23 protein-coding genes and 1 tRNA gene are annotated in these 25276 nt (G+C 66.3%); 14 read left to right on the top strand and 10 right to left on the bottom strand.

Features of this window, described 5'->3' with window-relative positions; genetic code table 11:
- Nucleotides 1–86 precede the first annotated feature (86 nt).
- Both IE083_RS06290 and wrbA read right to left on the bottom strand, forming a co-directional pair.
- Nucleotides 87–1058, bottom strand: coding sequence for a TerC family protein (locus IE083_RS06290; protein ID WP_189352770.1), 972 nt, complete (start codon nt 1056–1058; stop codon nt 87–89).
- 265 nt (nt 1059–1323) lie between these two features.
- Nucleotides 1324–1917: an NAD(P)H:quinone oxidoreductase gene (wrbA, locus tag IE083_RS06285; protein WP_047966602.1), complete on the bottom strand. Its 594-nt coding sequence runs from the start codon at nt 1915–1917 to the stop codon at nt 1324–1326.
- Nucleotides 1918–1961: 44 nt separating this feature from the next.
- On the opposite strand from wrbA, the gene IE083_RS06280 reads away from it, so the two are divergent.
- Nucleotides 1962–3188 carry a YihY family inner membrane protein gene (locus IE083_RS06280; protein ID WP_229799633.1) on the top strand — a complete coding sequence of 409 codons (1227 nt, stop codon included), beginning with the start codon at nt 1962–1964 and terminating at the stop codon, nt 3186–3188.
- Here IE083_RS06280 and IE083_RS06275 read toward each other — a convergent pair.
- From IE083_RS06275 to ispB, 4 genes are all read right to left on the bottom strand, one after another.
- Nucleotides 3119–3979, bottom strand: coding sequence for a DUF3025 domain-containing protein (locus IE083_RS06275; protein ID WP_189352769.1), 861 nt, complete (start codon nt 3977–3979; stop codon nt 3119–3121). The genes IE083_RS06280 and IE083_RS06275 overlap by 70 nt on opposite strands.
- Before the next feature lie 7 nt (nt 3980–3986).
- Entirely contained in the window at nt 3987–4112 is a 126-nt protein-coding gene (locus IE083_RS15945) for a hypothetical protein (RefSeq protein ID WP_268245115.1), read from the bottom strand.
- Between the two features lie 50 nt (nt 4113–4162).
- Nucleotides 4163–4237 (bottom strand) — tRNA-Arg (locus IE083_RS06270).
- 11 nt (nt 4238–4248) lie between these two features.
- Complete coding sequence (ispB, locus tag IE083_RS06265; protein ID WP_189352768.1) at nt 4249–5220, bottom strand: octaprenyl diphosphate synthase; 972 nt, start codon at nt 5218–5220, stop codon at nt 4249–4251.
- 183 nt (nt 5221–5403) lie between these two features.
- On the opposite strand from ispB, the gene rplU reads away from it, so the two are divergent.
- The 6 genes from rplU (at nt 5404) to IE083_RS06235 (ending at nt 12831) form a co-directional block, all read left to right on the top strand.
- Nucleotides 5404–5715: a 50S ribosomal protein L21 gene (gene rplU, locus IE083_RS06260; protein ID WP_082133678.1), complete on the top strand. Its 312-nt coding sequence runs from the start codon at nt 5404–5406 to the stop codon at nt 5713–5715.
- 13 nt (nt 5716–5728) lie between these two features.
- Complete coding sequence (rpmA, locus tag IE083_RS06255; protein WP_047966597.1) at nt 5729–6004, top strand: 50S ribosomal protein L27; 276 nt, start codon at nt 5729–5731, stop codon at nt 6002–6004.
- A 162-nt stretch (nt 6005–6166) separates the two neighbouring features.
- On the top strand, nt 6167–7372 hold the full coding sequence (gene obgE / locus IE083_RS06250) for a GTPase ObgE (RefSeq protein ID WP_189352767.1): 1206 nt from the start codon (nt 6167–6169) through the stop codon (nt 7370–7372).
- Between the two features lie 667 nt (nt 7373–8039).
- Nucleotides 8040–9329, top strand: a complete 1290-nt coding sequence (locus tag IE083_RS06245; RefSeq protein ID WP_189352766.1) for a hypothetical protein — start codon at nt 8040–8042, stop codon at nt 9327–9329.
- Nucleotides 9326–10027: a hypothetical protein gene (locus tag IE083_RS06240; protein WP_229799632.1), complete on the top strand. Its 702-nt coding sequence runs from the start codon at nt 9326–9328 to the stop codon at nt 10025–10027. The genes IE083_RS06245 and IE083_RS06240 overlap by 4 nt, the downstream gene beginning before the upstream one ends.
- A complete protein-coding gene (locus tag IE083_RS06235) occupies nt 10027–12831 on the top strand; it encodes an AAA family ATPase (protein ID WP_189352765.1) in 2805 nt (934 codons plus the stop codon). Before IE083_RS06240 ends, IE083_RS06235 begins: the two co-directional genes overlap by 1 nt.
- A gap of 102 nt (nt 12832–12933) precedes the next feature.
- On the opposite strand, the gene IE083_RS06230 is transcribed toward IE083_RS06235, so the two are convergent.
- Nucleotides 12934–13323, bottom strand: a complete 390-nt coding sequence (locus IE083_RS06230; RefSeq protein ID WP_189352764.1) for an SEN1984 family lipoprotein — start codon at nt 13321–13323, stop codon at nt 12934–12936.
- Between the two features lie 284 nt (nt 13324–13607).
- Between IE083_RS06230 and IE083_RS06225 the strand changes: the two genes are divergently transcribed.
- Nucleotides 13608–14345 carry a M48 family metallopeptidase gene (locus tag IE083_RS06225; RefSeq protein WP_189352763.1) on the top strand — a complete coding sequence of 246 codons (738 nt, stop codon included), beginning with the start codon at nt 13608–13610 and terminating at the stop codon, nt 14343–14345.
- A 131-nt stretch (nt 14346–14476) separates the two neighbouring features.
- Here the strand turns inward: IE083_RS06225 and IE083_RS06220 are convergent, their stop codons facing one another.
- On the bottom strand, nt 14477–15625 hold the full coding sequence (locus IE083_RS06220) for a glycerate kinase (protein ID WP_189352762.1): 1149 nt from the start codon (nt 15623–15625) through the stop codon (nt 14477–14479).
- A gap of 145 nt (nt 15626–15770) precedes the next feature.
- Between IE083_RS06220 and IE083_RS06215 the strand changes: the two genes are divergently transcribed.
- The 5 genes from IE083_RS06215 (at nt 15771) to tpx (ending at nt 20505) form a co-directional block, all read left to right on the top strand.
- Entirely contained in the window at nt 15771–16637 is an 867-nt protein-coding gene (locus tag IE083_RS06215; protein ID WP_189352761.1) for an MBL fold metallo-hydrolase, read from the top strand.
- A 369-nt stretch (nt 16638–17006) separates the two neighbouring features.
- On the top strand, nt 17007–18440 hold the full coding sequence (locus IE083_RS06210) for a high affinity choline transporter 1 (RefSeq protein ID WP_189352760.1): 1434 nt from the start codon (nt 17007–17009) through the stop codon (nt 18438–18440).
- A gap of 126 nt (nt 18441–18566) precedes the next feature.
- Nucleotides 18567–19466 (top strand): DMT family transporter, encoded by a 900-nt coding sequence (locus tag IE083_RS06205; RefSeq protein WP_189352759.1) that lies wholly within the window; start codon nt 18567–18569, stop codon nt 19464–19466.
- A 22-nt stretch (nt 19467–19488) separates the two neighbouring features.
- Nucleotides 19489–19893 (top strand): carboxymuconolactone decarboxylase family protein, encoded by a 405-nt coding sequence (locus IE083_RS06200; RefSeq protein ID WP_189352758.1) that lies wholly within the window; start codon nt 19489–19491, stop codon nt 19891–19893.
- A gap of 114 nt (nt 19894–20007) precedes the next feature.
- A complete protein-coding gene (gene tpx / locus IE083_RS06195; protein ID WP_189352757.1) occupies nt 20008–20505 on the top strand; it encodes a thiol peroxidase in 498 nt (165 codons plus the stop codon).
- 92 nt (nt 20506–20597) lie between these two features.
- Here tpx and IE083_RS06190 read toward each other — a convergent pair whose 3' ends face one another.
- Together IE083_RS06190 and IE083_RS06185 are read right to left on the bottom strand one after the other, a co-directional pair.
- Nucleotides 20598–22250: a methyl-accepting chemotaxis protein gene (locus tag IE083_RS06190; RefSeq protein ID WP_189352756.1), complete on the bottom strand. Its 1653-nt coding sequence runs from the start codon at nt 22248–22250 to the stop codon at nt 20598–20600.
- A gap of 181 nt (nt 22251–22431) precedes the next feature.
- A complete protein-coding gene (locus IE083_RS06185; protein WP_189352755.1) occupies nt 22432–22971 on the bottom strand; it encodes a gamma carbonic anhydrase family protein in 540 nt (179 codons plus the stop codon).
- A gap of 70 nt (nt 22972–23041) precedes the next feature.
- On the opposite strand from IE083_RS06185, the gene IE083_RS06180 reads away from it, so the two are divergent.
- Nucleotides 23042–25084, top strand: coding sequence for a M3 family metallopeptidase (locus IE083_RS06180; RefSeq protein ID WP_189352754.1), 2043 nt, complete (start codon nt 23042–23044; stop codon nt 25082–25084).
- Nucleotides 25085–25276 lie beyond the last annotated feature (192 nt).

The raw sequence follows: 25276 nt of genomic DNA, 5'->3' as shown, positions 1-25276 counted from the left end.
GACATGTGGTGGTCACGGCGATTGCGGGGTGAAAACGGCCTGCGGCCAACCTTGGCATGACAAGGTTGGCCGCAGGCGGCGCCGGGTCAGGCGGCTTTTTTCGGGAACAGCAGCGAGGCGATCACCGCGCCGGCGATCACGGTGAACACCACGCCCAGCGATACCGCCACCGGCAGGTGCACCACCTTGATCAGCAGCAGCTTGACGCCGATGAAGGCCAGCACGATGGCGAGGCCGTAGCGCAGCAGGTGGAAGCGGTCGGCGACGTCGGCCAGCAGGAAGAACATCGCGCGCAGGCCGAGGATGGCGAAGATGTTGGAGGTCAGCACGATGAACGGGTCCATGGTCACCGCGAAGATGGCCGGGATGCTGTCCACCGCGAACACCACGTCCGACAGCTCGACGAACACCAGCACCAGGAACATCGGCGTGGCGTGGCGCAGGCCGTTCTTCACCACGAAGAAACGGTCGCCGTGGTAGTCGTCGCTCATGCGGATGTGGGTGCGCAGCCAGCGCAGCAGGCGGTTGTCGGCGAGGTCCTGTGCTTCTTCCTTCTCCGGCAACATCATCTTCAGGCCGGTGAACAGCAGGAAGGCGCCGAACACGTACAGTATCCAGCTGAACTCGCGCACCAGCGCCGCGCCGAGGAACACCATCACCGTGCGCAGCACGATGGCGCCGAACACGCCGTAGGACAGCACGCGGCGCTGGTATTCGGCGGGCACCTTGAAGAAGCCGAAGATCATCAGGAACACGAAGATGTTGTCCACCGCCAGCGACTTCTCGATCACGTAGCCGGTGAAGAATTCCAGCGTCTTCTGGTTGGCGACGGCGCGGCCGTAGGCCGGGTCGCCGTCCAGCGTCCACCACAGCCAGCCGCCGAAGGCGCCGGCGACGGCGACCCAGACCGCCGACCAGGTGGCGGCTTCCTTGATCGACACCTTGTGCGCGCCGCTCTGCTTCAGCGCCAGCATGTCGACGGCGATCATGAGCAGTACGGCCACGAAAAAGACTGCGTAAAAGAAAGGCGATCCGATCGAGGGGAGGGCCTGTTCCATGGTGTTGATGACTCCTTGTGTGTAGAAAATATCAGGCACGCGTTGACCCCGAACGCCATGCGGCGGGCGGGGCGCGGCCATTTGTTGTGGGCGCGGACGGCTGGCTTGTCCAGCCCTTGCGCGTCGGTTTGACCGGAGGCGGGGGCGCGCGGTTCCGTTACGGGCGCGGCGTGCCGGGAAAGGCGATGCGGAGAGGTGCGATGCGGAGAACGGCGTGGGCAGCGCAAGGTTGGCCGCAAGCGTTGCGGCCAACCTTGCGCCGCGATCAGGCGGCCAGCTTGCGTGCGGCCTCGGCCAGGCGGCGGCCCTGGGCGATGGCGAGCTGCTTCTCGTCCTCGCTCAGCGTCACGTTGTTGTCGTGGCCGGCGACATGGCTGGCACCGTAGGGGGTGCCGCCGGTGCGGGTGTGGCTCAGCGCCGGCTCGGTGAACGGCAGGCCGAGCAGCAGCATGCCGTGGTGCAGCAGCGGGATCATCATCGATAGCAGTGTCGACTCCTGGCCGCCGTGCTGGGTGCTGCTGCTGGTGAACACACAGGCCGGCTTGCCGGCGAGCGTGCCCTGCATCCACTCCGGCGCGGTGCCGTCGAGGAAGTACTTCATCGCCGCGGCCATGTTGCCGAAGCGGGTCGGGCTGCCCAGCGCCAGGCCGGCGCAGTCCTGCAGGTCCTGTTTCTCGACATAGGGCGCGCCGCTGTCCGGCACCGCCGGCGCGGTGGCCTCGCACACGGTGGAGACCTTGGGCACGGTGCGCAGTCGCGCGCGGCAGCCGTCGACGCTGTCGATGCCGCGGGCGATCATGCGGGCCAGCTCGCGGGTGGCGCCGTGCTGGCTGTAGTACAAGACCAGAATGTCGTGCATGAAGATTCCTATGGGTTAACATTGGCGAATTGCTGGATTCTAGCGTGTTTGATCGGATGATCGTGTCGTTTACCTCCCTGCCCCTGACCGGCTTTGTCCGTTTTGTCGCCGCGCGGCTGGCGCAGCAGCGCGTGCTGCAAGTGGCCGGCAGCCTGACCTTTACCACCCTGCTGGCGCTGGTGCCGCTGCTGACCATCGCGCTGACGGTGATGTCGGCGTTTCCGGTATTCGGCGACTACAGCACCCGTTTCAAGGTGATGCTGCTGTCGACGCTGGTGCCGGAATTCGCCGGCAAGGTGATTACCGTCTACATGCGCCAGTTCGCCGACAACGCCGAAAAGCTCACCGCCGCCGGCATCGTGATGCTGGGCGCCACCTCGCTGATGCTGATGGCGACGGTGGAGCGCACCTTCAACAGTATCTGGGGCGTGCGCCGCGCACGGCCGTGGCTGCAGCAGAGCATGGTGTACTGGACGGTGCTGACGCTGGGGCCGCTGGCGCTGGGCGGCGGCCTGCTCGGCTGGCGCGTACTGTTCAAGTACACCCACATCGAGCGCTACTCCACGCTGCTGGACGAGGCGCTGCAGTTCGGCGGCGGCCTGCTGCTGGCGACGCTGATGCTGGCGCTGCTGTTCCGCATCGTGCCCTACCGCTACGTGCCGCGCCGCCACGCGCTGCTCGGCGCGCTGTGCACCGCGCTGATGCTGGAGGTGACCAAGCTGATCTTCGGCTTCTACATCGGCGAGATCGCCAGCTACCAGCTGGTGTACGGTGCCTTCGCCAGCCTGCCGGTGCTGCTCTTGTGGCTGTTCTGCCTGTGGCTGGTGGTGCTGACCGGCGCGGTGCTGACCGCGTCGCTGTCGTACTGGGAGGGGCGCGCCTGGCAGCGGCGCAACGAGTCGCGGCGCCGTTTCCTCGATGCGGTGGAGCTGCTGGTGCTGCTGGACCAGGCGCAGGGCGAAGGCCGCGCGTTGCGGCCGGAGGCGCTGCGGCAGCAGGTGCTGGTCGGCTACGACGAGCTGGGCCACGTGCTGGACCGTCTCGCCGCCGCCGGCTACGTGCAGTGCGGCCAGCGCGAGACCTGGGTACTGACCCGGCGCGCGGAGGCGATCGCGCTGGCCGACCTGTTCCGCCTGTTCGTGTACCGGCCGGAACTGCACGAGTGCGACGACGACATCGCCGCGGCGCTGGCCGAGGTGTTTCAGCCGATGATGGGCGAGCTGGAAGCGATCTCGGTGGCCGATTTCGCGCGCCGCGTCGGGCGGAAATAGGCGGTATTGTCGTAGAACGCCGCGTCGCGGTTGGCGTCCCACCAGCCGGGGATGCCCAGCAGCGGCAGCGGCAGCAGTTCGCGCGGGCTGGCGGCAAAGTCGTCGTCGCCCGCCAGTCGTGCCGCCAGCATCTGGTCCAGGATGTCCACCTGTTCCGCACCCTCCAGCCCGAAGAATGACTCGTCCACCGGCAGCAGCAACGCCTTGCCGCACCAGCCGATGTGCATCGCCAGCCCCTGTTCCAGCAGCGCGTGGCCGATGACGTGGGCGCCGATGCGGGTGCCCCACGCCGCGCGCTGTTCGACAAACAGCGTGCGCCACTGCATGTCGTGCAGCGCCTGCGCCAGCGCCGGGTCGCAATACGGCACGACGACGCCGCTCTCGTCCAGCAGCGTGCCGGCATCGCGGCGCGGGCCGCGGCGGAATTCGTCGCCGTTGATGGCCGCCACCTGCCGCGCATTCATCGCCAGCTTGCTGCGCGGCCAGCTCAGCCAGCACAGCGCGTTGAACCAGTCGTGCCAGTTGTCGCCGCGCGTCGGCACCTCGCCGGTGCTGCCGATGTGCATCTCGTAGTACAGCTCGGGGTCGGCGTCGCGCAGGAAGCGCTGTCGCGGCGGCAAAGGTTGGCCGCAGCCGCGCGCGTGTTCGATCAGGCGGTCGAAGTCGGCCTGTTGCGGCCAAGCCTGGCACGCGGCGGCGTCGCGCCAGCGCGCGATGCTGTCGTACAGCGGGTGGCCGGGCCAGGGGCCGAACGCGGTCGGCAGGTGGGCGAGGGTGGTGCGGGCCTGCATCGCCGGCTTACTGCGGCTGGCTGGCGCTGTGGCCGGCGTCGCTTGGTGCCTGCGGGCGGGTGAAGTGGTTGATGGCGGTGGCCAGGATGATGCCGATGACGATCAGCAGGCCAAGGCGTTGCAGCAGGTTCATGTGGCAGTATCCGTAACAGAAAAAACGCTACCGGCAGCGGCAGCGTTGGATGGTATCCCCGACAGGAATCGAACCTGTAACTGCCCCTTAGGAGGGGGCTGTTATATCCATTTAACTACGGAGACATAGAACGGGGTCAGGCGTCGCGGCGCACCGACAGCTGTGCCAGCTCGGCCAGCGCGGTCTTGTAGTCGCTGTCCGGCAGCGGGGCCAGCACCGCGATGGCGCGTTTGGCGGCTTTTTCTGCCTCGCCGCGCGCGTAATCCAGCGCGCCGCAGGATTGTACCGCAGCCATCACTTCTCCGAAACGTTCGCGGCTGGCGGCTTCCAGTGCCTCGCGCACGGTGGTGGCGGCCTGCTCGCTGCCCTGGCGCATGGTGTAGATCAGCGGCAGGGTGACCTTGCCTTCGGCCAGATCGTCGCCGACGCTCTTGCCGATGGTGGCGGCGTCGCCGCTGTAGTCCAGCACGTCGTCGATGATCTGGAACGCGGTGCCCAGATGCATGCCGTAGTCGGCCAGCGCCTGTTCCTGCCCGGCGCTGGCGCCGGCCATGATGGCGCCGACGCGGGTGGCGGCCTCGAACAGCTTGGCGGTCTTGTACTGGATCACCAGCAGGTACTGTTCTTCGGTCAGGCTGGTGTCGCCGATGTTCAGCAGCTGCAGCACCTCGCCCTCGGCGATGATGTTGGTGGCGCCGGCCATCACTTCCAGGATGCGCATATTGTTGCCGGCGACCATCATCTGGAAGGCGCGAGTGTACAGGAAGTCGCCGACCAGCACGCTGGCGGCATTGCCGAACATCGCGTTGGCGGTCTGGCGACCGCGGCGCATGTCGGATTCGTCGACCACGTCGTCGTGCAGCAGGGTGGCGGTGTGGATGAACTCCACCATCGCCGCCAGCTCGTGCAGGTACGGCGCGCCGTAACCCATCGCACGGCCGGCCATCAGCGTCAGCACCGGGCGCAGGCGCTTGCCGCCGGCAGAAATGATGTATTCCGCTACCTGGCGGATCAGGACGACGTCGGAATGCAGGCGCGTGCGGATGACCTGGTCGACGGCTTGCATATCGTCGGCGGTCAGCGTGCGAAACAGCGGAGTGGAGGACATTGCTACCGGTTCAAATGATCGGGAAAACCGCGCGATATTAGCAGACATGGCGCCGTTGCCGCCACGGCAAACGCGCAGGCAACAGCGGTCTTGTAAAAATATTGACAACTATCAGGCACTTGCGTATATTTCCGCGTTCTTCGCGCACACTGCGCGCAAGAAAGAATCTTAGGAGCTATACGAATGTATGCGGTCGTAAAAACTGGCGGTAAACAGTACAAAGTTTCCGTTGGCGAAAAACTTAAAGTAGAACAGATACCTGCAGACGTCGACAGCCAGATCGTACTTGAAGAAGTGCTGATGATTGCTGACGGTGAGCAAGTTTCCGTAGGCGCCCCTCTGGTAGCCGGCGCAACTGTCCAGGCAACCGTGGTTGCTCATGGTCGTGGCGACAAGATCCGCATCTTCAAGATGCGTCGTCGTAAGCACTACCAGAAGCATCAGGGTCATCGTCAGAACTACACCGAAATCCGCATCGACGCGATTTCCAAGTAAGGGATAAATAGACATGGCACACAAAAAAGCAGGCGGTAGTTCCCGCAACGGTCGTGATTCCGAAGCCAAACGTCTGGGCACCAAAGCCTACGGCGGCGAGCTGATCCCGGCTGGTTCCATCATCATCCGTCAGCGTGGCACCCGTTTCCACGCTGGTGAAAACGTTGGCATGGGCAAGGATCACACCCTGTTCGCCAAGGTTGACGGCTACGTGAACTTCGCGGTTAAAGGCGCTGCCCAGCGCAAGACCGTCAGCGTTGTTCCGTACACTGGTGTTGACGCAGAGTAATTCTGTAGCCACCGGAAAAAGCCCTATCGCACGATAGGGCTTTTTTGTTTGTCCGATTATCGTATTGGCCACACGAGGTGTGAGGCGCAAGGGGCTGCGGCCAACCTTGGGCAGCCGGCGGCCGTTTGCGCCTGACTCCTCGCAAGCATTTAGGAGAGTTTCATGAAATTTATCGACGAAGCCCGCATTGAAGTGCGCTCCGGCAAGGGCGGCAACGGTTGCTGCAGTTTCCGCCGTGAAAAATTCGTACCGCGCGGCGGCCCGGACGGCGGCGACGGCGGCCGTGGCGGCGACGTGATCGCGGTGGCGGACGAAAACATCAACACGCTGGTGGAATACCGCTTCGTGAAGAAGTACCTCGCCGTCAACGGCGAGAACGGCCGCGGCGCCGACTGCTACGGCAAGGGTGGCGACGACATCCGCCTGCGCCTGCCGGTCGGCACCCAGATCTTCGACGAGCACACCGGCCAGCAGATCGCCGACCTGACCTTCCACGGCCAGGAACTGGTGCTGGCCAAGGGCGGCAAGGGCGGCCTCGGCAACATTCACTTCAAGAGCTCGCTCAACCGCGCGCCGCGCCAGTTCACCCGCGGCGAAGAAGGCGAGATCCACAACCTGCGCCTGGAACTGAAGGTGCTGGCCGATGTCGGTCTGCTGGGCATGCCCAACGCCGGCAAATCCACCTTCATCCGCGCGGTGTCCGCCGCCAAGCCGAAAGTGGCCGACTACCCGTTCACCACCCTGCACCCGAACCTGGGCGTGGTGCGCATGGACGACACATCCAGCTTCGTCATCGCCGACATTCCCGGCCTGATCGAAGGCGCGGCCGAAGGCGCCGGCCTCGGCCACCGCTTCCTCAAGCACCTGTCGCGTACCGGCATCCTGCTGCATCTGGTCGACATCGCGCCGTTCGATCCGGACGTCGATCCGGTGCGCGAGGCGCGCGCCATCGTTGAAGAGCTGCGCAAGTACGACGAAGCGCTGTACAACAAGCCGCGCTGGCTGGTGCTGAACAAGGTCGACATGCTGCCGGAAGAAGAGCGCGAGCTGACCGTGTCCGCCTTCCTCGAAGCCTACGGCTGGCCGAAGGCGCAGGCCGACGACCGCTTCGGCTTCGACATGACCGCGCCGCGCCACTTCGTGATCTCCGGCCTCACCGGTGAAGGCACCCGCGAGCTGGTATTCGCGATCAAGGAGTACCTCGACGTACTGCGCGCCGCCGAGAAGAAGGCACGCCTGGAAGCGGAAGAAGCCGAACGCGCCGCCAAGCTGGCCCGCGCCGCCGCGGCCGGTGCCGCGCCGGTGGCGGTGATCCAGACGCTGGCGGCGGATGACGCGCCGGCTGCGGATGCGGATAGCGCCGAGTAAGGTGCTGCGGCCAACGTTGGCCGCAAGGTGAGATGGGAAAGGTTGGCCGCAAGCCTTGATGGGTTTGCGGCCAACCTTGTTTTTGGACTTGTATCCGCTGCGCGGATGCTTTTATCTGCCGCTTGCCGCGCGGCGGCGGGAAAAGGGGCTGCCGCCGCCCCTTTTCACATCGCTGAGCGAATCAGAGATTCGCACGCAGACCGCTCTCCCGACGGCGCAAGAATTCCCGTGCCAACTGCCGCCATCCCGGCACCGCCCATACGCTGCGCTCAAAAGAGGGCGGCTTGTTTCCGGGCTGGCGACAGTTTGCACGGCTTGCGCCAACGGGACGGGGCGCGTCGGTGCGGTTTGGGCTGTGGCGGGGATCGGGTTTTTGTCCGTGTTTTTCTGTGTACTTCTGTGGCTAAAAATCCAGACCGATTACCGTGACAAGGTTGGCCGCAAGTCGCGTCGGGTTACGCTGCGCTAACCCGACCTACAAACTGGCTGGAGATTGAAATGGGTTGTTGCCCGTCTTTTTTATTCCCATGTCTGTTGGCGGGTTTGTGGCCAAACATCAAAACCGATTGCCGCGACAAGGTTGGCCGCAAGCTGTACCGCCCCCCCCGCCGCCATTGACGGCACGCCCTGTCCGCTCCGACAATCCACGGCTGTTTAACGCCGCTGGATGCTTGCCTTGGATTCCCTTTCCGATTTTTTCCGCCCCGGGCTGAGCCCGGACGCGTTGCCGGCGCTGAACCGGCTGTCGGCGGCGTGGCCGTATCTGGCGGTGTTCGTCACCCTGTTTCGCGGTGGCGATGAAGAAGTGCTGATGCGCCTGCTGGTGCTGCGCGAGCTGGGCAGCCGCGCCGAGGCGCCGTACTGGACGCCGCAGGACATCGCGCAGCGCTTCGCCTACCTCAACGACACCAAGCTGAACACCATCCTCGGCCGCCTGCGCGAGGGCGAGTTGCTGGTTTACGACAGCGACGGCGGCCATTACGCGCTGTCCGATACCGCGCGCGTGGCGCTGTCGGCGCTGGCGACGCTGATCGACTTTGCCGGCGACGACGTCGAGCTGGGCTATCTCGCCAGCCAGGTGGCGGCGGGGCAGGCGGTGGGGCAGGTGTCGGACGAGGCGCTGCAGCACCTGCTGGCGCGGCTCAACGAGCTGCACGCCGAGTTCGCCGATGCGCTGGAGTCGCAGTCCGAATTCCGCATCCGCGCCGCGCAGCACCGGCTGGAGTCGGTGTGGCGCTGGGTGGCGAAATCCACCGACGTGGTGCGTGGCCTGACCTGCGACGAGCGGCTGAGCCTGACCACGCTCGCTCAGGCGCAGGCGATCGCGCTGGCGCAGAGCCGCATGCTGGCGCTGGCCGGCACCTTCGAGCGCCGGCTGGCGCAGCTGGCGGCGCAGCGTGTGCATCTGGGCAGCTCCGGCCTGACCTCCACCGACATCGCCGACTGGCTGCGCCATCAGGGCTTGGCCCGGCTGGCGGGGCTGGCCGACGGCGTGATCGCGGCCAACGTCGAACCGGCCTTCCTGACCACGCCGGAGCTGGCCGACGTCGCCGAGTACGAGCTGCTCGGCCGCGAGCGCGTGCGCGAGCACGATAACGCGCTGCCGGCGGCGGCCAGTGCTGAAACCGCCGACGCGGTCGAGGCCGAACGCCTGCTGGAGGCCGAGGCGCTGTACGACACGCTGGCGGCGCTGCAGCTGGTGCCGGCGGGCGGCGTGCCGATCAGCGACGCGGTACTGGCCGCCAGCTACAACGAAACCGCCTACCGCCTGTCGCTGCTGTCGCTGCTGGGTGACCCGGAAAGCCGTAGCGACCGCGGCGTGATTGCCGCGCTGGCCAAGCTGCCGCTGGCGCTATCCGGCGGCGATGCCGTGCTGCTGCTGGACCACCCCGAGGTGGCCAGCCTGTCCGACGCGCAGCTGACCGTGACCCCGACATCCCGAGACTCAACATCATGATGGAACAATCCCTCACCGTACTGGTGTCGCGCCTGCTGGCGCACCGCGTGATCCCGCGCAGCGACGCGCTGGCGCGCCGCGCGCTGCTGGACGACGCCTTCCGCGCCGAGCTGGACCAAAGGTTGGCCGCCGTCGGCCTGCGGCTGGTGGAAAACCCCTACGCCGAACACATCGCGGTGGCGCTGCTGCCGGCGATGACCGAGCCGGTGTTCGGCTCGGGCGAAGCGTGGCTGAACAACAACCTGGGCCTGCCGCGCGACGGCGTGGCGCTGCTGGTGATCGTGTGGGCGCTGATCATCCTGCCCAAGCGCGAACGCCAGATCAGCCGCGTCGAGGCCGGCCGCGAAGGCCAGCACGACATGTTTGGCGCGCAAAAGCCGCTGGAAACCGGCGGCACGGTGTCGGTCGGCATCTCCGAGGACGCGCTGTACGCCGACTTCGGCAAGCAGCTGGGCGGCCGCACCCGCTTTGCGGCCAACCTTGGTCGCCTGGTCAACCTCGGCTTCCTCAATCGTCGCAACAAGTGGCTGGAAGAAGGGCCGATGCTGGACCTGATGATCGACTACGCGCAGCTGGCGCCGCGCATCATCGAAGGCGCGCTGGCCGACGTGCTCGGCCGCCGCCAGGCCCTGCTGCAGGAGGCCGCCGCCATCGCGCCGGCCGTAGAAACCGATAACAGCCAAGTGGAGAACGCCTGATGTTCCAGATGAAATCGGTAGAAATGGTGCACTGGGACTTCTGGCAGCGGCTGACCGTGCCGCTGGACGCGCAGATCGTCACCATCATCGGCCCCAACGGCTCCGGCAAGACCACGCTCCTGGACGCACTGCGCACGCTGCTGGCGATCAAGTGCTCCGGCAAGCGCGACTACAAGCGCTACGTGCGCAACAACCGCGAGCCGTTCGCCTTTCTCAAGGGCGTGGTCGCCAACCCGCGCCGCCTGAACGGCGGGCTGTACCCGACGCCATTCTTCCCGCTGTTGAGCGAGGAGGTCACCCTGCTGTGCCGCATCAAGAAGCAGGGCGGCGACTGGGTGCGCCACTACGCCATCGCCGAGGGCGACGTGGCGCTGGACGGCGCGGTGGCCGATCCGGCGCTGGCGTGGCTGGGGGTGCAGGAATACCGCCGCCGCCTGGAAGCGGCCGGCCTCACCGCCGCCGTCGGCGAGGTGCTGGCGCTGGAGCAGGGCGACACCGACAAGCTCACCGAGTACACGCCCAAGCAGCTGCTGGACCTGGTGTTCCAGGTGTTCGGCGACAAGGACGTGCTCGACAACTACCAGCACGCGCGTGACGAACAGCGCGCCGCCGAGGCCGAGCTGAACGCGCTGTCGCAGCAGCAGGAGGCGCTGGAAGTGCGCGTCGAGGCGATGAAGACGCGCGCCAACCGCTATCTGGAATGGACCGGCCTGCACAAGCGCGTCACCCGCCTGCGCGACGAGGCCTTGCCGGTGCTGGGCCTGATCGACGGCCGCAGCGCCATCGCGCGGCAGTGGGGCGATTACCGCCGCGTGCAGCACGACTATCTGAATGTCAGCGCCGACCACCGCGCCACCCTGCAGCTGATGGCCACGCTGCGCCGCGCCGAGAGCGAGGCGCAGGCCGCCCGCGCCCAGGCCGACGGCGAGCGCCACCACGCGCAGCAGGCCTTCATGCACGCCCGCGACGCGCTGCGCGACGTGCAAAGCCGGCTCAAGGAACGCGACCGGCTGCAGGCGCTGGCCGGCCAGCAGTACGGTGACGACGCCGCCACGCTGACGCAAAGGTTGGCCGCACTGCGCCACGACGCCGACAGCCTGCGCGACAGCCTGCGCAGCGCCAAGCGCGAGCGCGACGAGCACAGTGCCGAACTGGCGGCGCTGGAAAGCGGCAAGCCGCGCGCGCCGGACGACGTGCGCCACTTCCGCGCCGCGCTGGACGAGGCCGGCATCGCGCACAGCATGCTGTGCGACATCGTGGAGGTGACCGATGCCGCGTGGCAGGGCGCGGTCGAGGCGCTGCTCAAGCCCTACCGCCACGTGGTGCTGCTGGCCGACCCCGCCGACCGCCGCGTCGCCTGGCAGCTGGGCGAGAAGCTGCGCTACCGCCACTTCGTGGTGCCGGACACCGCGGCCGCGCCGCGCGCGCGCGGCGGCAGCCTGCTGGAGGTGGTGCGCTTTGCCGAACCGGCGCCGGAATGGCTGTACCAGCAGATGAACCGCGTCAGCCGCGTCGCCGACGTGGCCGCCGGTGCGAAGGAAGACGGCGACTGGATCACCCCGGAAGGCTATTTCCGCGAACGCCGCGGCGCGCGCCACATCGGCGTGCCGCAGCGCGATTTCGCCTTCGGCGAGGCGGCGCGCCAGTCGCGGCTGCTGGACCTGCGCGCCACGCTGACGGGGCTGAACCAGCGCATCATCGCCGGCGAGGAGCAGCTGGTGGCGGCCAGTCGCGACATCGCCGCGCTGGCCGACTACCTGTCGGGCATGGATTCCATCGCCCAGCTGGCCAGCCGCGCTGACGAATTCGCCGCGCTGGAAGCGCAGCTGGCCACGCTTGAGGCCAGCGTCGCCGAGCACGGCGCGGCACTGGCCGACGCCGACAGCGCCTGCCGCGATGCCGAAAGCCGGCACAGCGACGCGCGGCTGGCGCACGACCGCGTCTGCCAGCGCGAGCAGGACAGCCTCAACCGCCAGGCGGCACGGCGGCTGGAAGCAGAACAGGCGCGCCGCTCCCTGCGCCGCCTGCTGGCCGAGTTGCGCGACAGCCGTAGCCGCCTGCCGGCCGCGGCGCAGGATGCCGCCTATGTCGCGCAGCTGACCGAGGAATTCGAAACCGCCGCCGACGTGCGCCACGAGATCCACTATCTGGAAGAAAAACTCGCCGCCGGCGACTGGGAGTGCGACGAGGCGGTGCTGCAGCTGAAGGACAAGCTGCAGGAAGACCTGAGCGCGCTGGCGCGCGAATGCCAGCGCCGCCAGGCCGAGGTGGAACGCGCCGCCGGCCTGACCAGCGACGCGCGCGAGGCGTATCTCGGCAAGCTGCGCGCCACGGTGCGCGCCTACGGTAGCAACATCAAGCGCTTGGGCGAGCTGGCCGGCATCGGCGTCGAGGTCGAGCTGCCACTGTTGTCCAACGACGACACCGCGCTGGCGCAGGCCGGGCTGACGCTGAAGTTCAACTTCGACCAGAAGGGCATGATGGGCATGAACGACGGCGAGGCGTCCGGCGGCCAGCAGGTGATGAAGTCGCTGATCCTGTTGATCGGGCTGATGATGGACGAGGCCAACCCGTCCGGCTTTGTGTTCATCGACGAACCGTTCGCGCACCTGGACATCTTCAACATCGACCGCGTCGCCGGCTTCCTGAAAGCCACCGAGGCGCAGTACCTGATCACCACGCCCAACACTCACAACATCAACATCTTCGCGCCGTCCGGCCTGACCCTGGCCACGCGCAAGAAACGCCCCGGCGAGCAGTGGGCGCCGGCGATCCTGCAGACGCGGCGAAGGCTGGAGGCGTGATCACGCCGTCAGCACAATGCAAAACCGGATGTCTTGCATCGGCAGCAAGGCATCCGGTTTGTTGTCCGATCGCGGCTTGAGATCGGGCACGCCGCAAGTATATTACAGCGCGTTGAACAGGCCTGTTTTCTGTTTCACGTCGGAATTGATCATGCTGTGGCGGACGACGATGTCGTTCTTGTCAAAGAGTACCGACAGCTCTTTCTTGGTGCCGCTGGCGCTGGAGCCGAACCAGTTCACGATGGGAACGTAGTTGATGGCATCTGCCGTGACGTTGGAAAACTCGTACTTCCAGATTTCGGAACCGCTGTCGGTAAAGGAGGTGGTCTGGGGATCGCCAAACATCTTGCGTACTTCTTCTTTGCTGGTGCTGCCGTTGGTAATCTTGGCGGCAACCGTCTGATGGGTCTCGTTTTTCAGGACCCGGTTGCCGGAGCTGGCGCAACCGGCAAGTGCCAATGCGATGAAGGCACTGAGCAGGATTTTCTTCATGTTGGTCTCGTCAGTTTTGTTATCAAAGGGTGGCGGCCATTTTAGTGAGGCTGAATCGTGCATGTCTAATGAATTTTCACTGATATTAGCTGGTGCATATGTCGTAACTTATTGGGCGACATCATGCCGGCAAGCCGGTCCTTCACCTGTGAAAGGCTCTCCGTACGCTGGCGGGAGAACTGCCTGCTGTGCCCTTTAATATTGCGCCTGGCTTTTGATGCCATGGACATGATTCGACCATTCCAATAGAATGCCGCGCTTTGCTACCCACGGTGATTCCGCACATGAAACAGCTCGCTCTCGTTGCCGCCCTCGCGGCGTGCCTGGCCGCTCCGGCACAGGCATTCAACCTTGGCTCCGTGCTCAGCGCCGGTTCCGACCTGGTGAAGTCCGCCACCCTCAGCGATGGTGAGGTGAAGGCGATGGCTGCCGAGGCCAGCAAGTCGATGGACAGGCAGAACAAGGTCGCCGCCGCCGGCAGCGCCTACGGCAAGCGCCTGAACAAGATCGTGCAGGGTCTGGGCAATGAAGACGGGCTGCAGCTGAACTTCAAGGTGTACCAGAGCAAGGAAGTGAACGCCTTCGCGATGGCCGACGGCACCGTGCGCGTGTACAGCGGCCTGCTGGACAAGATGACCGACGACGAAGTGCGCTACGTGATCGGCCATGAAATCGGCCACGTGAAGCTGGGCCACAGCAAGAAGGCGATCCAGGTGGCCTACGCCGCGTCCGCGGCGCGCAAGGCGGCGGCCGGTAGCGGCAACAACATCGCCGCCTCGCTGTCGGAATCGGAGCTGGGCGATTTTGCCGAGCAAATCGTGCACGCGCAGTTCTCACAATCGCAGGAAAGCGACGCCGACGCCTACGCGGTGGAATTCCTGAAGCGCCACAACTACAACCTGCAGGGCGCGCCGGCGGCACTGCGCAAGCTGGCCGCGCTATTCGGCAACGAAGGCAGCGTGCTGGCCAGCCACCCGGCTCCGGGCGACCGTGCCGACAAGGTGGAAAAGCTGATCAAGTAAGCTTGAACGATCTGCAACACGCAAAACAGCCCGCCATTGGCGGGCTGTTTTGTTGTGTGCCGGGCGGGTGTGCCCGCTGACGGCGGGGCAGGCGGGTCGTCGCCGTAGCCTTTGCCGCTGGGTTGGTATGGCTAGCGGCGCGGTGCGGCCTGTAGCGCCAGCAGTGCACCGACGTTGCGCGCGCAGCGTTTAAGGTTGGCCGCGGCGTGTTCCAGCGCGTCGTCGAGGGTGGTGATCTGCTGCACGCAGGCGAACACCGCGTCGATGCCGTGCTGGTGGACCGCCTCGACACCGTCGCCGAGGCTGCCGCCGATGGCGATCACCGGCAGGCCGTGCTGCTTGGCGCGGCGCGCGACGCCGATCGGGGTCTTGCCGAACACGGTCTGGCCGTCGAGGCGGCCTTCGCCGGTGATGACCAGATCGGCGCCGGCCAGCGCCGCGTCCAGCCCGACACAATCGAGCACGATGTCGATGCCGCGGCGCAGCTGGCAGGGGAAGAACGCCAGCGCCGCCGCGCCCATGCCGCCGGCGGCACCGGCGCCGGGCTGCTCTGCCACTGCCTTGCCGCAATGGGCTGCCAGCATGGCACCATAGTGCGCCAGCGCCTGCTCCAGCTGTGCCACCATCGCGGCATCGGCGCCTTTTTGCGGGCCGAAGACGGCGGAGGCGCCGTGCGGCCCGCACAACGGATTGTCGACGTCGCAGGCGATGTCGAAGCGGCACTCGGCCAGCCGCGGGTCCAGCGCGCTGCTGTCGATGTGGGCCAGCTGCGCCAGCGCGGCGCCGCCGGGCGGCAAAGGTTGGCCGCAAGCATCCAGCCAGCGTACGCCGAGCGCGGCGAGCATGCCGGCGCCGCCGTCGTTGGTGGCGGAGCCGCCCAGCGCCAGGATGATGTGGCGCGCGCCGTGATCCAGCGCGCTGCGGATCAGCTCGCCGGTGCCGTAGCTGGTGCTGGTGAGCGGGTTGCGCTCACGGCGCGGCACATGCTCCAGCCCGCTGGCGCTGGCCATCTCGATGATGGCGCCACGGCCGTCGCCGAGCAGGCCCCAGTTGGCGAACAAGGGCGTATGCTGCGGGCCGGTGACGCGCTGGCGGATGCGCTGGCCTGCCGTGGCGTCGAGCAGTGCGTCCAGCGTGCCCTCGCCGCCGTCGGCGACCGGCAGCCGCAGCAGCTCGGTGTGTGGCAGCTGCGACGCCAGACCGCGGGCGATGAGGGTGGCGACTTCGCGCGCCGACAGGCTTTCCTTGAATGAATCCGGGGCGATCACGATTTTGCGCATGGTGGCGGTGGGGCGGCGTATGGTGGACAGCCGATTCTATGCCATCGCCAGCGCCGCCGGGTAATGGCCGCCGGCATGACAAAATCAAGCACTTGCTCGATAATGGATTTTTGCCACCGATCCTACACTTCAGGAGCCTGCCGCGATGCGCACACTGACTTCCCTGCTCGGCAATTCACAACAACTCGATGGCGGTGCGATGTTCGGCAACGCGCCGCGTGCGGTGTGGGCCGGCTGGCTGGCGCCGGATGCGGCCAACCGTGTGCCGCTGGCCTGCCGCTGCCTGCTGGTGGAGGAGGGCGACGGCCGCCGCATCCTGCTGGAAACCGGCATCGGCGCCTTTTTCGAGCCCAGGCTGCGCGAACGCTACGGCGTGGTGGAGGCGGAGCACGTGCTGCTGGATGCGCTGGCGGCGCAGGGGCTGGGCGATGCCGACATCGACGTGGTGGTGCTGTCGCACCTGCACTTCGACCACGCCGGCGGCCTGCTGGCGGCGTGGGACGGCGGCCCGGCGCGGCTGCTGTTTCCCAACGCGCAGTTCGTGGTCGGGCGCGAGGCGTGGCAGCGGGCACTGAATCCGCATCCACGCGACAAGGCCTCGTTCGTGCCGGAGCTGATTGCGCTCCTGGAGGCCAGTGGCCGGCTGGTGCTGGTCGATGAGGCGACGCCGGCCTGTCTGCCGCCGGACTGGTGCTTCCATGTCTCCAACGGCCACACCCCGGGCATGCTGCTGGCAGAAATCCCGCTGCCGGGCGGGCCGCTGTTGTTTGCCGCCGACCTGATTCCCGGTGCCGCGTGGGTGCACGTGCCGATCACCATGGGTTACGACCGCTTCCCGGAGCTGCTGATCGACGAGAAGCGCGCGCTGCTGCAAAGGTTGGCCGCAGCCGGCGGCCGCCTGTTCTTCACCCACGATCCGCAGCTGGCCTGCGGCGAGGTGCTGCTCGATGGCCGGACGCAGCGTTTCAGCGTGACGGCGACGCAGGCGACATTAAGCAGGCTCGTGATTTGACCTTGTCATTGTTTAACATAATTGACGACAGTGAAACGCTTGATTGAGGCACAATAGGCCACAGCCGCTGCCGCGCGCGATGATGGTTGCTGGATGGCTTTTGCGTGCCGTTTCATGGTGATAACTCAATGAAATGGCTGGATTTTTCAGGCGTTGCCTGATGGCGGGATGTAAAACCCCGATGCCGTAACGGTGTCGGGGTTTTGTTTTTTGTCGTGCAGGAGTGTTTAAAAAATTGCTCATTCAAGAGGTGTGCTGGCTATAATGGCCGCACAACAAAAGTGAGGTTCCGGCCGGTGCCGTACATGCTGCCAGCCGGGCGGAATCATCATTCTGACAACACTACCAAGGATTAAGGAGACGGAAGCAATGCTCGTCTGGTTCGTCATTCTGTATCTGGCCGTTACTGTCGGTATCGGCCTGTACGCTTCAACACGCGTCCACAATGCCAAGGACTTTGCCGCCGGTGGCCGCCGCATGCCGTTCCACATCGTGGCGGCGATGGTGTTTGCCACCTGGTTCGGTTCCGAGGCGGTGCTGGGCATTCCGTCCACCTTCATCGAGGAAGGTTTCCATGGCATCGTGGAAGACCCGTTCGGTTCCTTTACCTGCCTGATGCTGGTGGGTCTCTTCTTCGCCCGCCCGCTGTACCGCATGAACCTGCTGACCATGGGCGACTTCTTCCGCCAGCGTTACGGCAGTACCGTGGAGGTGATCACCAGTATCGCCATCATGCTGTCCTACCTGGGCTGGATCGCGGCGCAGCTGACCGCGCTGGGGGTGGTGTTCAACGTGCTGTCCGACGGCGGCATCACCACCACCCAGGGCATGCTGATCGGTGCCGGCATCGTGCTGGTGTACACCCTGTTCGGCGGCATGTGGTCGGTGGCGCTGACGGATTTCTTCCAGATGGTGATCATCGTCGGCGGCCTGCTGTACCTGGTGTGGCTGTTCAGCGGCATGGCCGGTGGCGCCGACAAGGTGATCGCCAAGGCCGCCGGCGACGGCAAGTTCACCTTCATCACCAGCACCGAGCCGCGTGACCTGATGGCCTTCATCGGTGCGGCGGTCACCATGATGTTCGGCTCCATCCCGCAGCAGGACGTGTTCCAGCGCGTGATGTCGGCCAGGAGCGAGAAGATTGCCGTACGCGCCACCATCGTCGGCGCCGTGTTCTACCTGACCTTCTGCCTGTTGCCGGTGTTCCTGATCTACGCCGCGTCGATGATCAACCCCGAGCTGGTGCAGAAATGGCTGGCCGAGGATGCGCAGATGATCCTGCCGCGCATGATCCTGGAAGAAACCCCGCTGTTTGCCCAGGTGATGTTCTTCGGCGCGCTGCTGTCGGCGATCATGTCCACCGCGTCCGGCACGCTGCTGGCACCGTCGGTGATCTTCGTGGAAAACATCTTCAAGCACTTCAAGCCCAGGATGAGCGACCGCGAGTTCCTGCTGGCCACCCGCGCCGCCATCCTGATCTGCGCCATTGGCACCACGCTGTTTGCCTTGTACTCCGATGCTTCCATCTACGAGATGGTGGGCAATGCCTACAAGGTGACGCTGGTGGCCGCCTTCGTGCCGCTGACGGCCGGCCTGTTCTGGAAACGGGCGACCACGCAGGGTGCGCTGCTGGCGATCGCGCTGGGGGTGGGGACCTGGATTCCGCTGGAGCTGACCGCAGCCGATACCGATTTCTGGCCGCCGCAGCTGGCCGGCCTGCTGATGAGCGTGCTGGGCATGCTGCTGGGGTCGCTGACGCCGCAGCGCCTGGCTGTGCACCAGCTGCAGGCACAGCGCGCCTGACGATTGCAGAAGTACTCCTGGGGAAGGGGACTGGCCGGGGCAACCGCTCCGGCTTTTTTTCATGAACAGACTGTTGCCGCGGCGCGGCTTGCCAGGCTTGCGGCCAACGTGGCAAGGTAGCGGGCCATGACAAAACCATTCCCCTCGCCGCGGCTGGCCTATCTGCTGCTGACACTGACCGCGCTGTTCTGGTCCGGCAACTTCGTGCTGGCGCGCGCGATGCACGCCAGCGTGGCGCCGATGACCCTGTCCTTTGCCCGCTGGAGCATCGCGCTGTTGTTGTTGCTGCCGTTCGGCGCCGTGCCGGCGTGGCGCCAGCGCGTGCTGTGGCTGCCGCACTGGCGCCGGCTGCTGCTGCTGGCGCTGCTCGGCGTCACCGGCTTCAATTCGCTGGCCTACTGGGGCCTGCAGTACACCGCCGCCACCAACGCGGTGCTGCTCAATTCCTTCATCCCCATCCTGATCGTGGCCTTCGGCGCGCTGTTCTTCGGCGTGGCCATCGCCCGCCGCCAGGCGCTGGCGGTGGCGATCTCCTTTGCCGGCGTGCTGCTGGTGGTGGCGCACGGCGACTGGCAAAGGTTGGCCGCACTGGACATCAACCGTGGCGATGCGGTGGTGTTCCTGGCGATGGTGGCGTGGGCGCTGTACACGCTGCTGCTGCGCGGCCTGCCGCCGGCGCTGGACCGCATCGGCCTGTTGACGCTGCAGGTGGCCATCGGCCTGGCCGGTATCGCGCCGCTGTTTGCCTGGGAGCTGGCCAGCGGTCGCCACACGCCGCTGAACGCCGCCACGCTGGCCACCTTCGCCTACGTCGGCACCCTGCCGTCGGTGGCGGCCTACTATTTCTACAATCTGGGCGTGGCCAGGGTAGGGGCCGCGCGTGCCGGCATGTTCATCCACCTGATGCCCGGCTTTGGCGCCTTGCTGTCGATGCTGTTCCTCGGCGAAGCGCTGCAGCTGTACCACCTGGCCGGCATCATGCTGATCCTGGCCGGCGTCACGCTGGCGACGCGCAGCCACACCTGAAACCCCACGCAAGGAGAGCAGCATGAGCGAACAGGACAAACAGGCCGGGCTGGCCCGGCGCACGCAGGTGATGGGCGAGGCCTTCGCCAACCGTGCAATGAGCCAGCTCGACGGCTTCAACCGCCCGCTGCAGGACTGGCTGAACGAACACGCCTGGGGCAGCACCTGGCAGCGCGACGGCATCGATCTGAAGACGCGCAGCCTCTTGACCTGCGCCATGCTGGCGGCACTGGGGCGCAGCAACGAGCTGAAGGGGCACATCCGCGGCGCCATCAACAACGGCGCCAGCCTGGTGGAAATCCGCGAAACCCTGCTGCACTGCGCGGTGTACGCCGGCGCGCCGGCGGCGGTGGAAGCCTTCCGCGCCGCGCGCGAGGTACTGGACGAGCTGGGACTGTCGCTGCCGGAACACGAGCAGGACGGTTGACGCATAAAACCGGCGCGGCTTGCGGCCAACCTTGTTGCCGGCAGGGTTGAATTCTGCGGCCCATGCCCCACACTCAGCTGATCACCCACCCTTCTTTTGAAAAGGAAGCACCCGATGGCAACCGTTACCCTGCGTGGCAATGCTGTAGACGTGGCCGGCGCCCTGCCGGTCAAAGGCGACAAGGCTCCGGCGTTCAGCCTGACCAATGGCGATCTGGCCGATGTCGGCCTGGCCGCCTTCGCCGGCAAGAAGAAAATCCTCAACATCTTCCCGTCCATCGACACCCCGACCTGCGCCAGCTCGGTGCGCAAGTTCAACGAGAAGGCCGCCAGCCGCGACGGCGTGGCGGTACTGTGCATCTCCGCCGACCTGCCGTTCGCGCAGAAGCGCTTCTGCGGTGCCGAGGGCATAGCCGGCGTTGCCAACCTGTCCACCTTCCGCAATCCGGCGTTTGCCGAAGCCTGGGGCGTGAAGCTGGCCTCCGGCCCGCTGGCCGGCCTCACCGCGCGCGCGGTGGTGGTGCTGGACGAGAACGACACCGTGCTGCACAGCGAGCTGGTGGCCGAGATCGGCAGCGAGCCGGACTACGACGCGGCACTGGCGGTACTCTAAGTCACCCGGCAAGGTTGGCCGCAAGGCCGGCCTGTAATGCAAAACGGCGCTCATTGAGATGAGCGCCGTTTTGGTTTGCTGGCGATGCCGTTTCAGGCCGCATTGCTGTTGCGGGACGTGAAGCGCGGCTTGTTGGCCGAGAACGGCACCGCGGCGCCGGTCTGGCTGTCGATGCGGAACCAGGCCAGGTCGCGGTTCATCTGTGCCGACACCTCGCGCCAGCGTCCCATCGCCGGCGCCAGCGATTCCATCTTGCCGAAGATGTCGCTGGCCAGTGCCGACACCTCGCTGCCGCGGCTGCGGATATGGCCGCCGGCCTGGCTCTGCTGCTGGCTGGCCTCCGCCACCTCGCGCAGCGCCTGGTTGATGGTGGCCAGCGCGCCATCCATGCTCAGCAGTGCCTCGTCCAGCGTGGTCTGCGCCTGCACGCTGCCGTGGCTGGCCTGATGCGCGGCGCTCATGGTGGCGGCCAGCGCCTTGGTGGCGCCCTCGACGCGCAGCAGGGTGTCGAAGATACCGGTGGTGGCGCCGGATGTGCGCTCCGACAGCTTGCGCACCTCGTCGGCGACCACGGCAAAGCCGCGGCCGTGCTCGCCGGCACGCGCGGCCTCGATCGCCGCATTCAGCGCCAGCAGATTGGTCTGCTCCGCCACGTCGCGGATCATGTTGCTGATCTGCGCGATGTCGGCGATGGCGTGCGTCAGCTGCTCGGTCTCGCCCACCGCGCCCTGGATGCTGCCGGCCAGCGCCTGCAGCGTGCCGGCGGTGTCGCCGGCCAGCTCGCGGGCGCGGGCGGTGCGCCCGGTGGCGGTGTCGGCATCCTGCAGCGCGCGGTTGATGTGGCTGACGATCTCTTCGGCCGAGCTGGCCACCGCATTGGCGGCATGGTTGCTGTGCTCGGCGGTTTCCGCCTGCTGGCGGGTGCTGCCGATCACGTGGCGGGTGAGTTCCAGGATGTCCTGCGCCTCGCGCTCGCTGCCGGCGGCATTGCTGCGCACGGTGCCGAGCAGCTCGCTGAGCTTGTCGAGGAAGCGGTTGATGTGGCTGGCGGCCTGCGACAGCTCGTCGCGGCCGCTGACCGGCAGCCGGGTGCCGAGCTGGCCCTCGCCGAGCAGGTCGGCGGCATGCTGCATCGCGGCGATCTGCTTTTTCAGCCGCTGTGCCAGCAGCACCTGCGACAGCACCACCGCCACGCTGGCGACGCCCAGCGGCCCCAGCACCAGCAACACCAGTTGCAGCATCGCCTGCGCCATCGCGCTTTCGGCGGCGGCCAGCTGGCGCTGCTCGTTATCCAGCGTGCTGTCGATCAGGTTGACCAGCGGCACGATGCTGAGGCTGTAGGCGCGCTCCGGGATCGACAGCGCGTCTTCCGGCGCCGTTTCGGCGATGGTCAGCGCCGAGCGCAGGTTCTTGGCGAACTCCTGCCAGTAGCCTTGTGCCTTGCCGGCGAAGGCCTGGCGGCTGGCCGGCGGCAGCGCCTGGCTGATCGCCGGGATCAGGCGGCTCACGTTCTGCTGTACCCGCGCCAGCCGCGGCGCGGTGTCTTCCAGCAGCGGATCGGCGCGCGCGAGCGACAGCACTTCGGCCTTCAGCGTCTGCAGGTGGGTGGACAGCTGCTGCCGTTCGCGATAATCGGAAAACTGGTGCCGCAGCGAGAACAGCTGCTGGCTGCTGAGCAGCATCACCACGATCAGGCAGGCAAGAGTAAAGGCTACGGTGAGCCACAGGCGTTTTACCAGCGTCATTTTCAATGATCCCTTCAAGATGCACGCAGTGTAGGGCGGCGACATTACCGGGATATGACGTGTTAACTTGGTGGCCGTGGCGCCTGCTGCGTTGCTGCCGTCGCAGTCTGGCACTTGCGGGTGACACTTTGGTGACGGTGACGGTGACGCGGGGCGGGCGCCGGGCGCGCCGCCGCGCGGCTTACAGGCTGGCCTTGTGTTTTGCCATCACCGTCACGTAGTGCTCGGCGGAATACCGGAAGTAGGCCAGCTCGTCCGCGCTCAGCGGCCGCACCTGCTTCACCGGGTTGCCCAGGTACAGGTAGCCGGACGCCAGGCGCTTGTTCGGCGGCACCAGGCTGCCGGCGCCGATCAGCACCCGGTCCTCGATCACCGCGCGGTCGAGGATGATGCTGCCGATGCCGACCAGCACTTCATTACCGATGCTGCAGCCGTGCAGCGTCACGTGGTGGCCGATGGTGACGTGCTTGCCGATCGTGAGCGGCGCGCCCTGCGGATCGGATTCCTTGCGATGGCTGACGTGCAGCATGGCAAAATCCTGCACATTGCTGCCTTCGCCGATGCTGATGCGGTTCACGTCGCCGCGCACCACCGCGAAGGGCCACACCGATACGTTGGCCGCAAGTTCTACCTCGCCGATCACCACCGCGGCGGGGTCGATGTAACAGGAGTCGTCGATCTGCGGCCGATGGCCGTCGTAAGGGCGGATATTGCGATTCACTGATTTGTCCCTATCTCTAGAAAGATTCGCGCCGGCAACAGCACGGCGCACTGCCTACAGGATGCCAAACATGACCACCAATCCGCTACTGGACTTTAGCGATCTGCCGCGTTTTGCCGCGATCAAGCCCGAACACATCACCCCGGCGCTGGACGTGCTGCTGGCCAACGCCCGCGCCGCCATCGACAAGGTCATCGCGGCCGGCGGCGACGACTGGGACAGCGTGGCCGAACCGCTGTCCGACGCCACCGAGCAGATCTCGCGCGCCTGGGGCGTGGTGGGCCATCTCAACGGCGTGGTGGGTAATACCGAAGGCCTGCGCGACGCGTACAACGCCGAAATCCCGCGCATCTCCGCCTTCTTTACCGAACTGGGGCAGAACCTCGACCTGTTCGCCCGCTTCAAGGCGGTGGCGGCCAACCCTGCATTCGCCAATGCCTCCGCCGCGCGCAAGAAGATCATCGACAACGACCTGCGCGACTTCCGCCTGTCCGGCGCTGAGCTGCCGGAGGCCGACAAGCAGCGCTTCGCCGAGCTGTCCAGCCGCCTCGCCGAGCTGTCCAACCAGTTCTCGCAGCACGTGATGGACGCCACCGACAGCTTCGCGCTGTATATCGACGACGTGGCCGAACTGGCCGGCATTCCGGAAGACACCCTCGCCATGTATGCGGCGCTGGCCGAGGCCGACGGCCAGCCGGGTAAGTACAAGCTGGGGCTGCAGTTCCCGCTCCTGTTCCCGGTGCTGCAGTACGCCGACAATCGCGCGCTGCGTGAAAAGCTGTACGAAGCCAACGCCAAGCGCGCGTCCGAATTCGGCCCCGCCGAGCAGGACAACGGCCCGCTGATCCGCGAAAAGCTCAAGCTGGCCGCAGAAGAAGCGCAGCTCTTGGGCTTTGCCAACTACGCCGAGCTGTCGCTGTACACCAAGATGGCGGAAAGCCCGCAGCAGGTGATCGACTTCCTGCGCGATCTCGCCCGCCGCGCCAAACCCTACGCCGAGCAGGACCGCGCCGAGTTGGAAGCCTTCGCCCGCGACGAGCTGGGCCTGGATACGCTACAGGCGTGGGACATCACCTACGCCGCCGAGAAGCTGCGCGTTGCGCGCTACGCCTTCTCCGAACACGAAGTGAAACAGTACTTCCCGGAGCCCAAGGTGCTGGCCGGCCTGTTCAGCGTGGTGCACAAGCTGTACGGCATCACCGTCGAGCAGAAGGACGCCGAAACCTGGCACGAGGACGCGCGCTACTACCAGATCTTCAAGGACGGCGCGCTCTTGGGCGGCTTCTACCTCGACCTCTACGCCCGTGACGGCAAGCGCCCCGGCGCGTGGATGGACGACGTGCGCGGCCGCCGCCTGAAAAACGGCCAGGTGCAGACCCCGGTCGCCTACCTGGTGTGCAACTTCACCCGTCCGCTGGGTGACAAGCCGGCCTACTTCAGCCACGACGAAGTCACCACCCTGTTCCACGAATTCGGCCACGGCCTGCACCATCTGCTCACCCGCGTCGACGAGCTGGGTGTGTCTGGCATCAGCGGCGTGGAGTGGGACGCGGTCGAGCTGCCCAGCCAGTTCATGGAAAACTTCTGCTGGGAGTGGGACGTGCTGCAGGGCATGACCGCACACAGCGAGAGCGGCGAACCGCTGCCGCGCGCGCTGTACGACAAGATGCTGGCGGCGAAGAACTTCCAGTCCGGGATGCAGACCGTGCGCCAGCTGGAGTTCTCGCTGTTCGACATGCTGCTGTACACCGACGCCAAGCCCGAATCCGTCGACTGGCTGGCGCTGCTGGAAACGGTGCGCGACGAAGTCGCCGTCAACCGTCCGCCGGCCTACAACCGCTTCCCTAACAGCTTCAGCCACATCTTCGGTGGCGGTTACGCGGCCGGCTACTACAGCTACAAGTGGGCGGAAGTGCTGTCCGCCGACGCCTACGCCGCGTTCGAGGAAGCCGGCGGCGCCAATCCGGAAGTCGGTCGCCAGTTCTGGGACGAGATCCTGGCGGTGGGCGGTAGCCGTCCGGCGCTGGAGTCCTTCCGCGCCTTCCGCGGCCGCGATCCGCAGATTGATGCCTTGTTGCGGCATAGCGGGATGAGTGAGGTGGCGGGGTCTTGATCGCCGATTAGCGGGAGAATGCGGGCAAGGTTGGCCGCAGGGTGATTGAGAAAGGGCAAGCCGTGGTGGCTTGCCCTGTATGCTATTGTGGCAACGTTATGATGTTTGAGTTTAAATTGATGTGATGAGAGGCCAGGGCAATTGCACCTTTACGTCATAACGGTGATAGACCCAGCAACTCCGCCAGCGCCT

Source organism: Vogesella fluminis (assembly GCF_014652335.1).
GTDB classification, from domain to species: domain Bacteria; phylum Pseudomonadota; class Gammaproteobacteria; order Burkholderiales; family Chromobacteriaceae; genus Vogesella; species Vogesella fluminis.
Note: the sequence above shows the minus strand (reverse complement) of the source record. Positions and strands in the feature narration are given on the sequence as shown.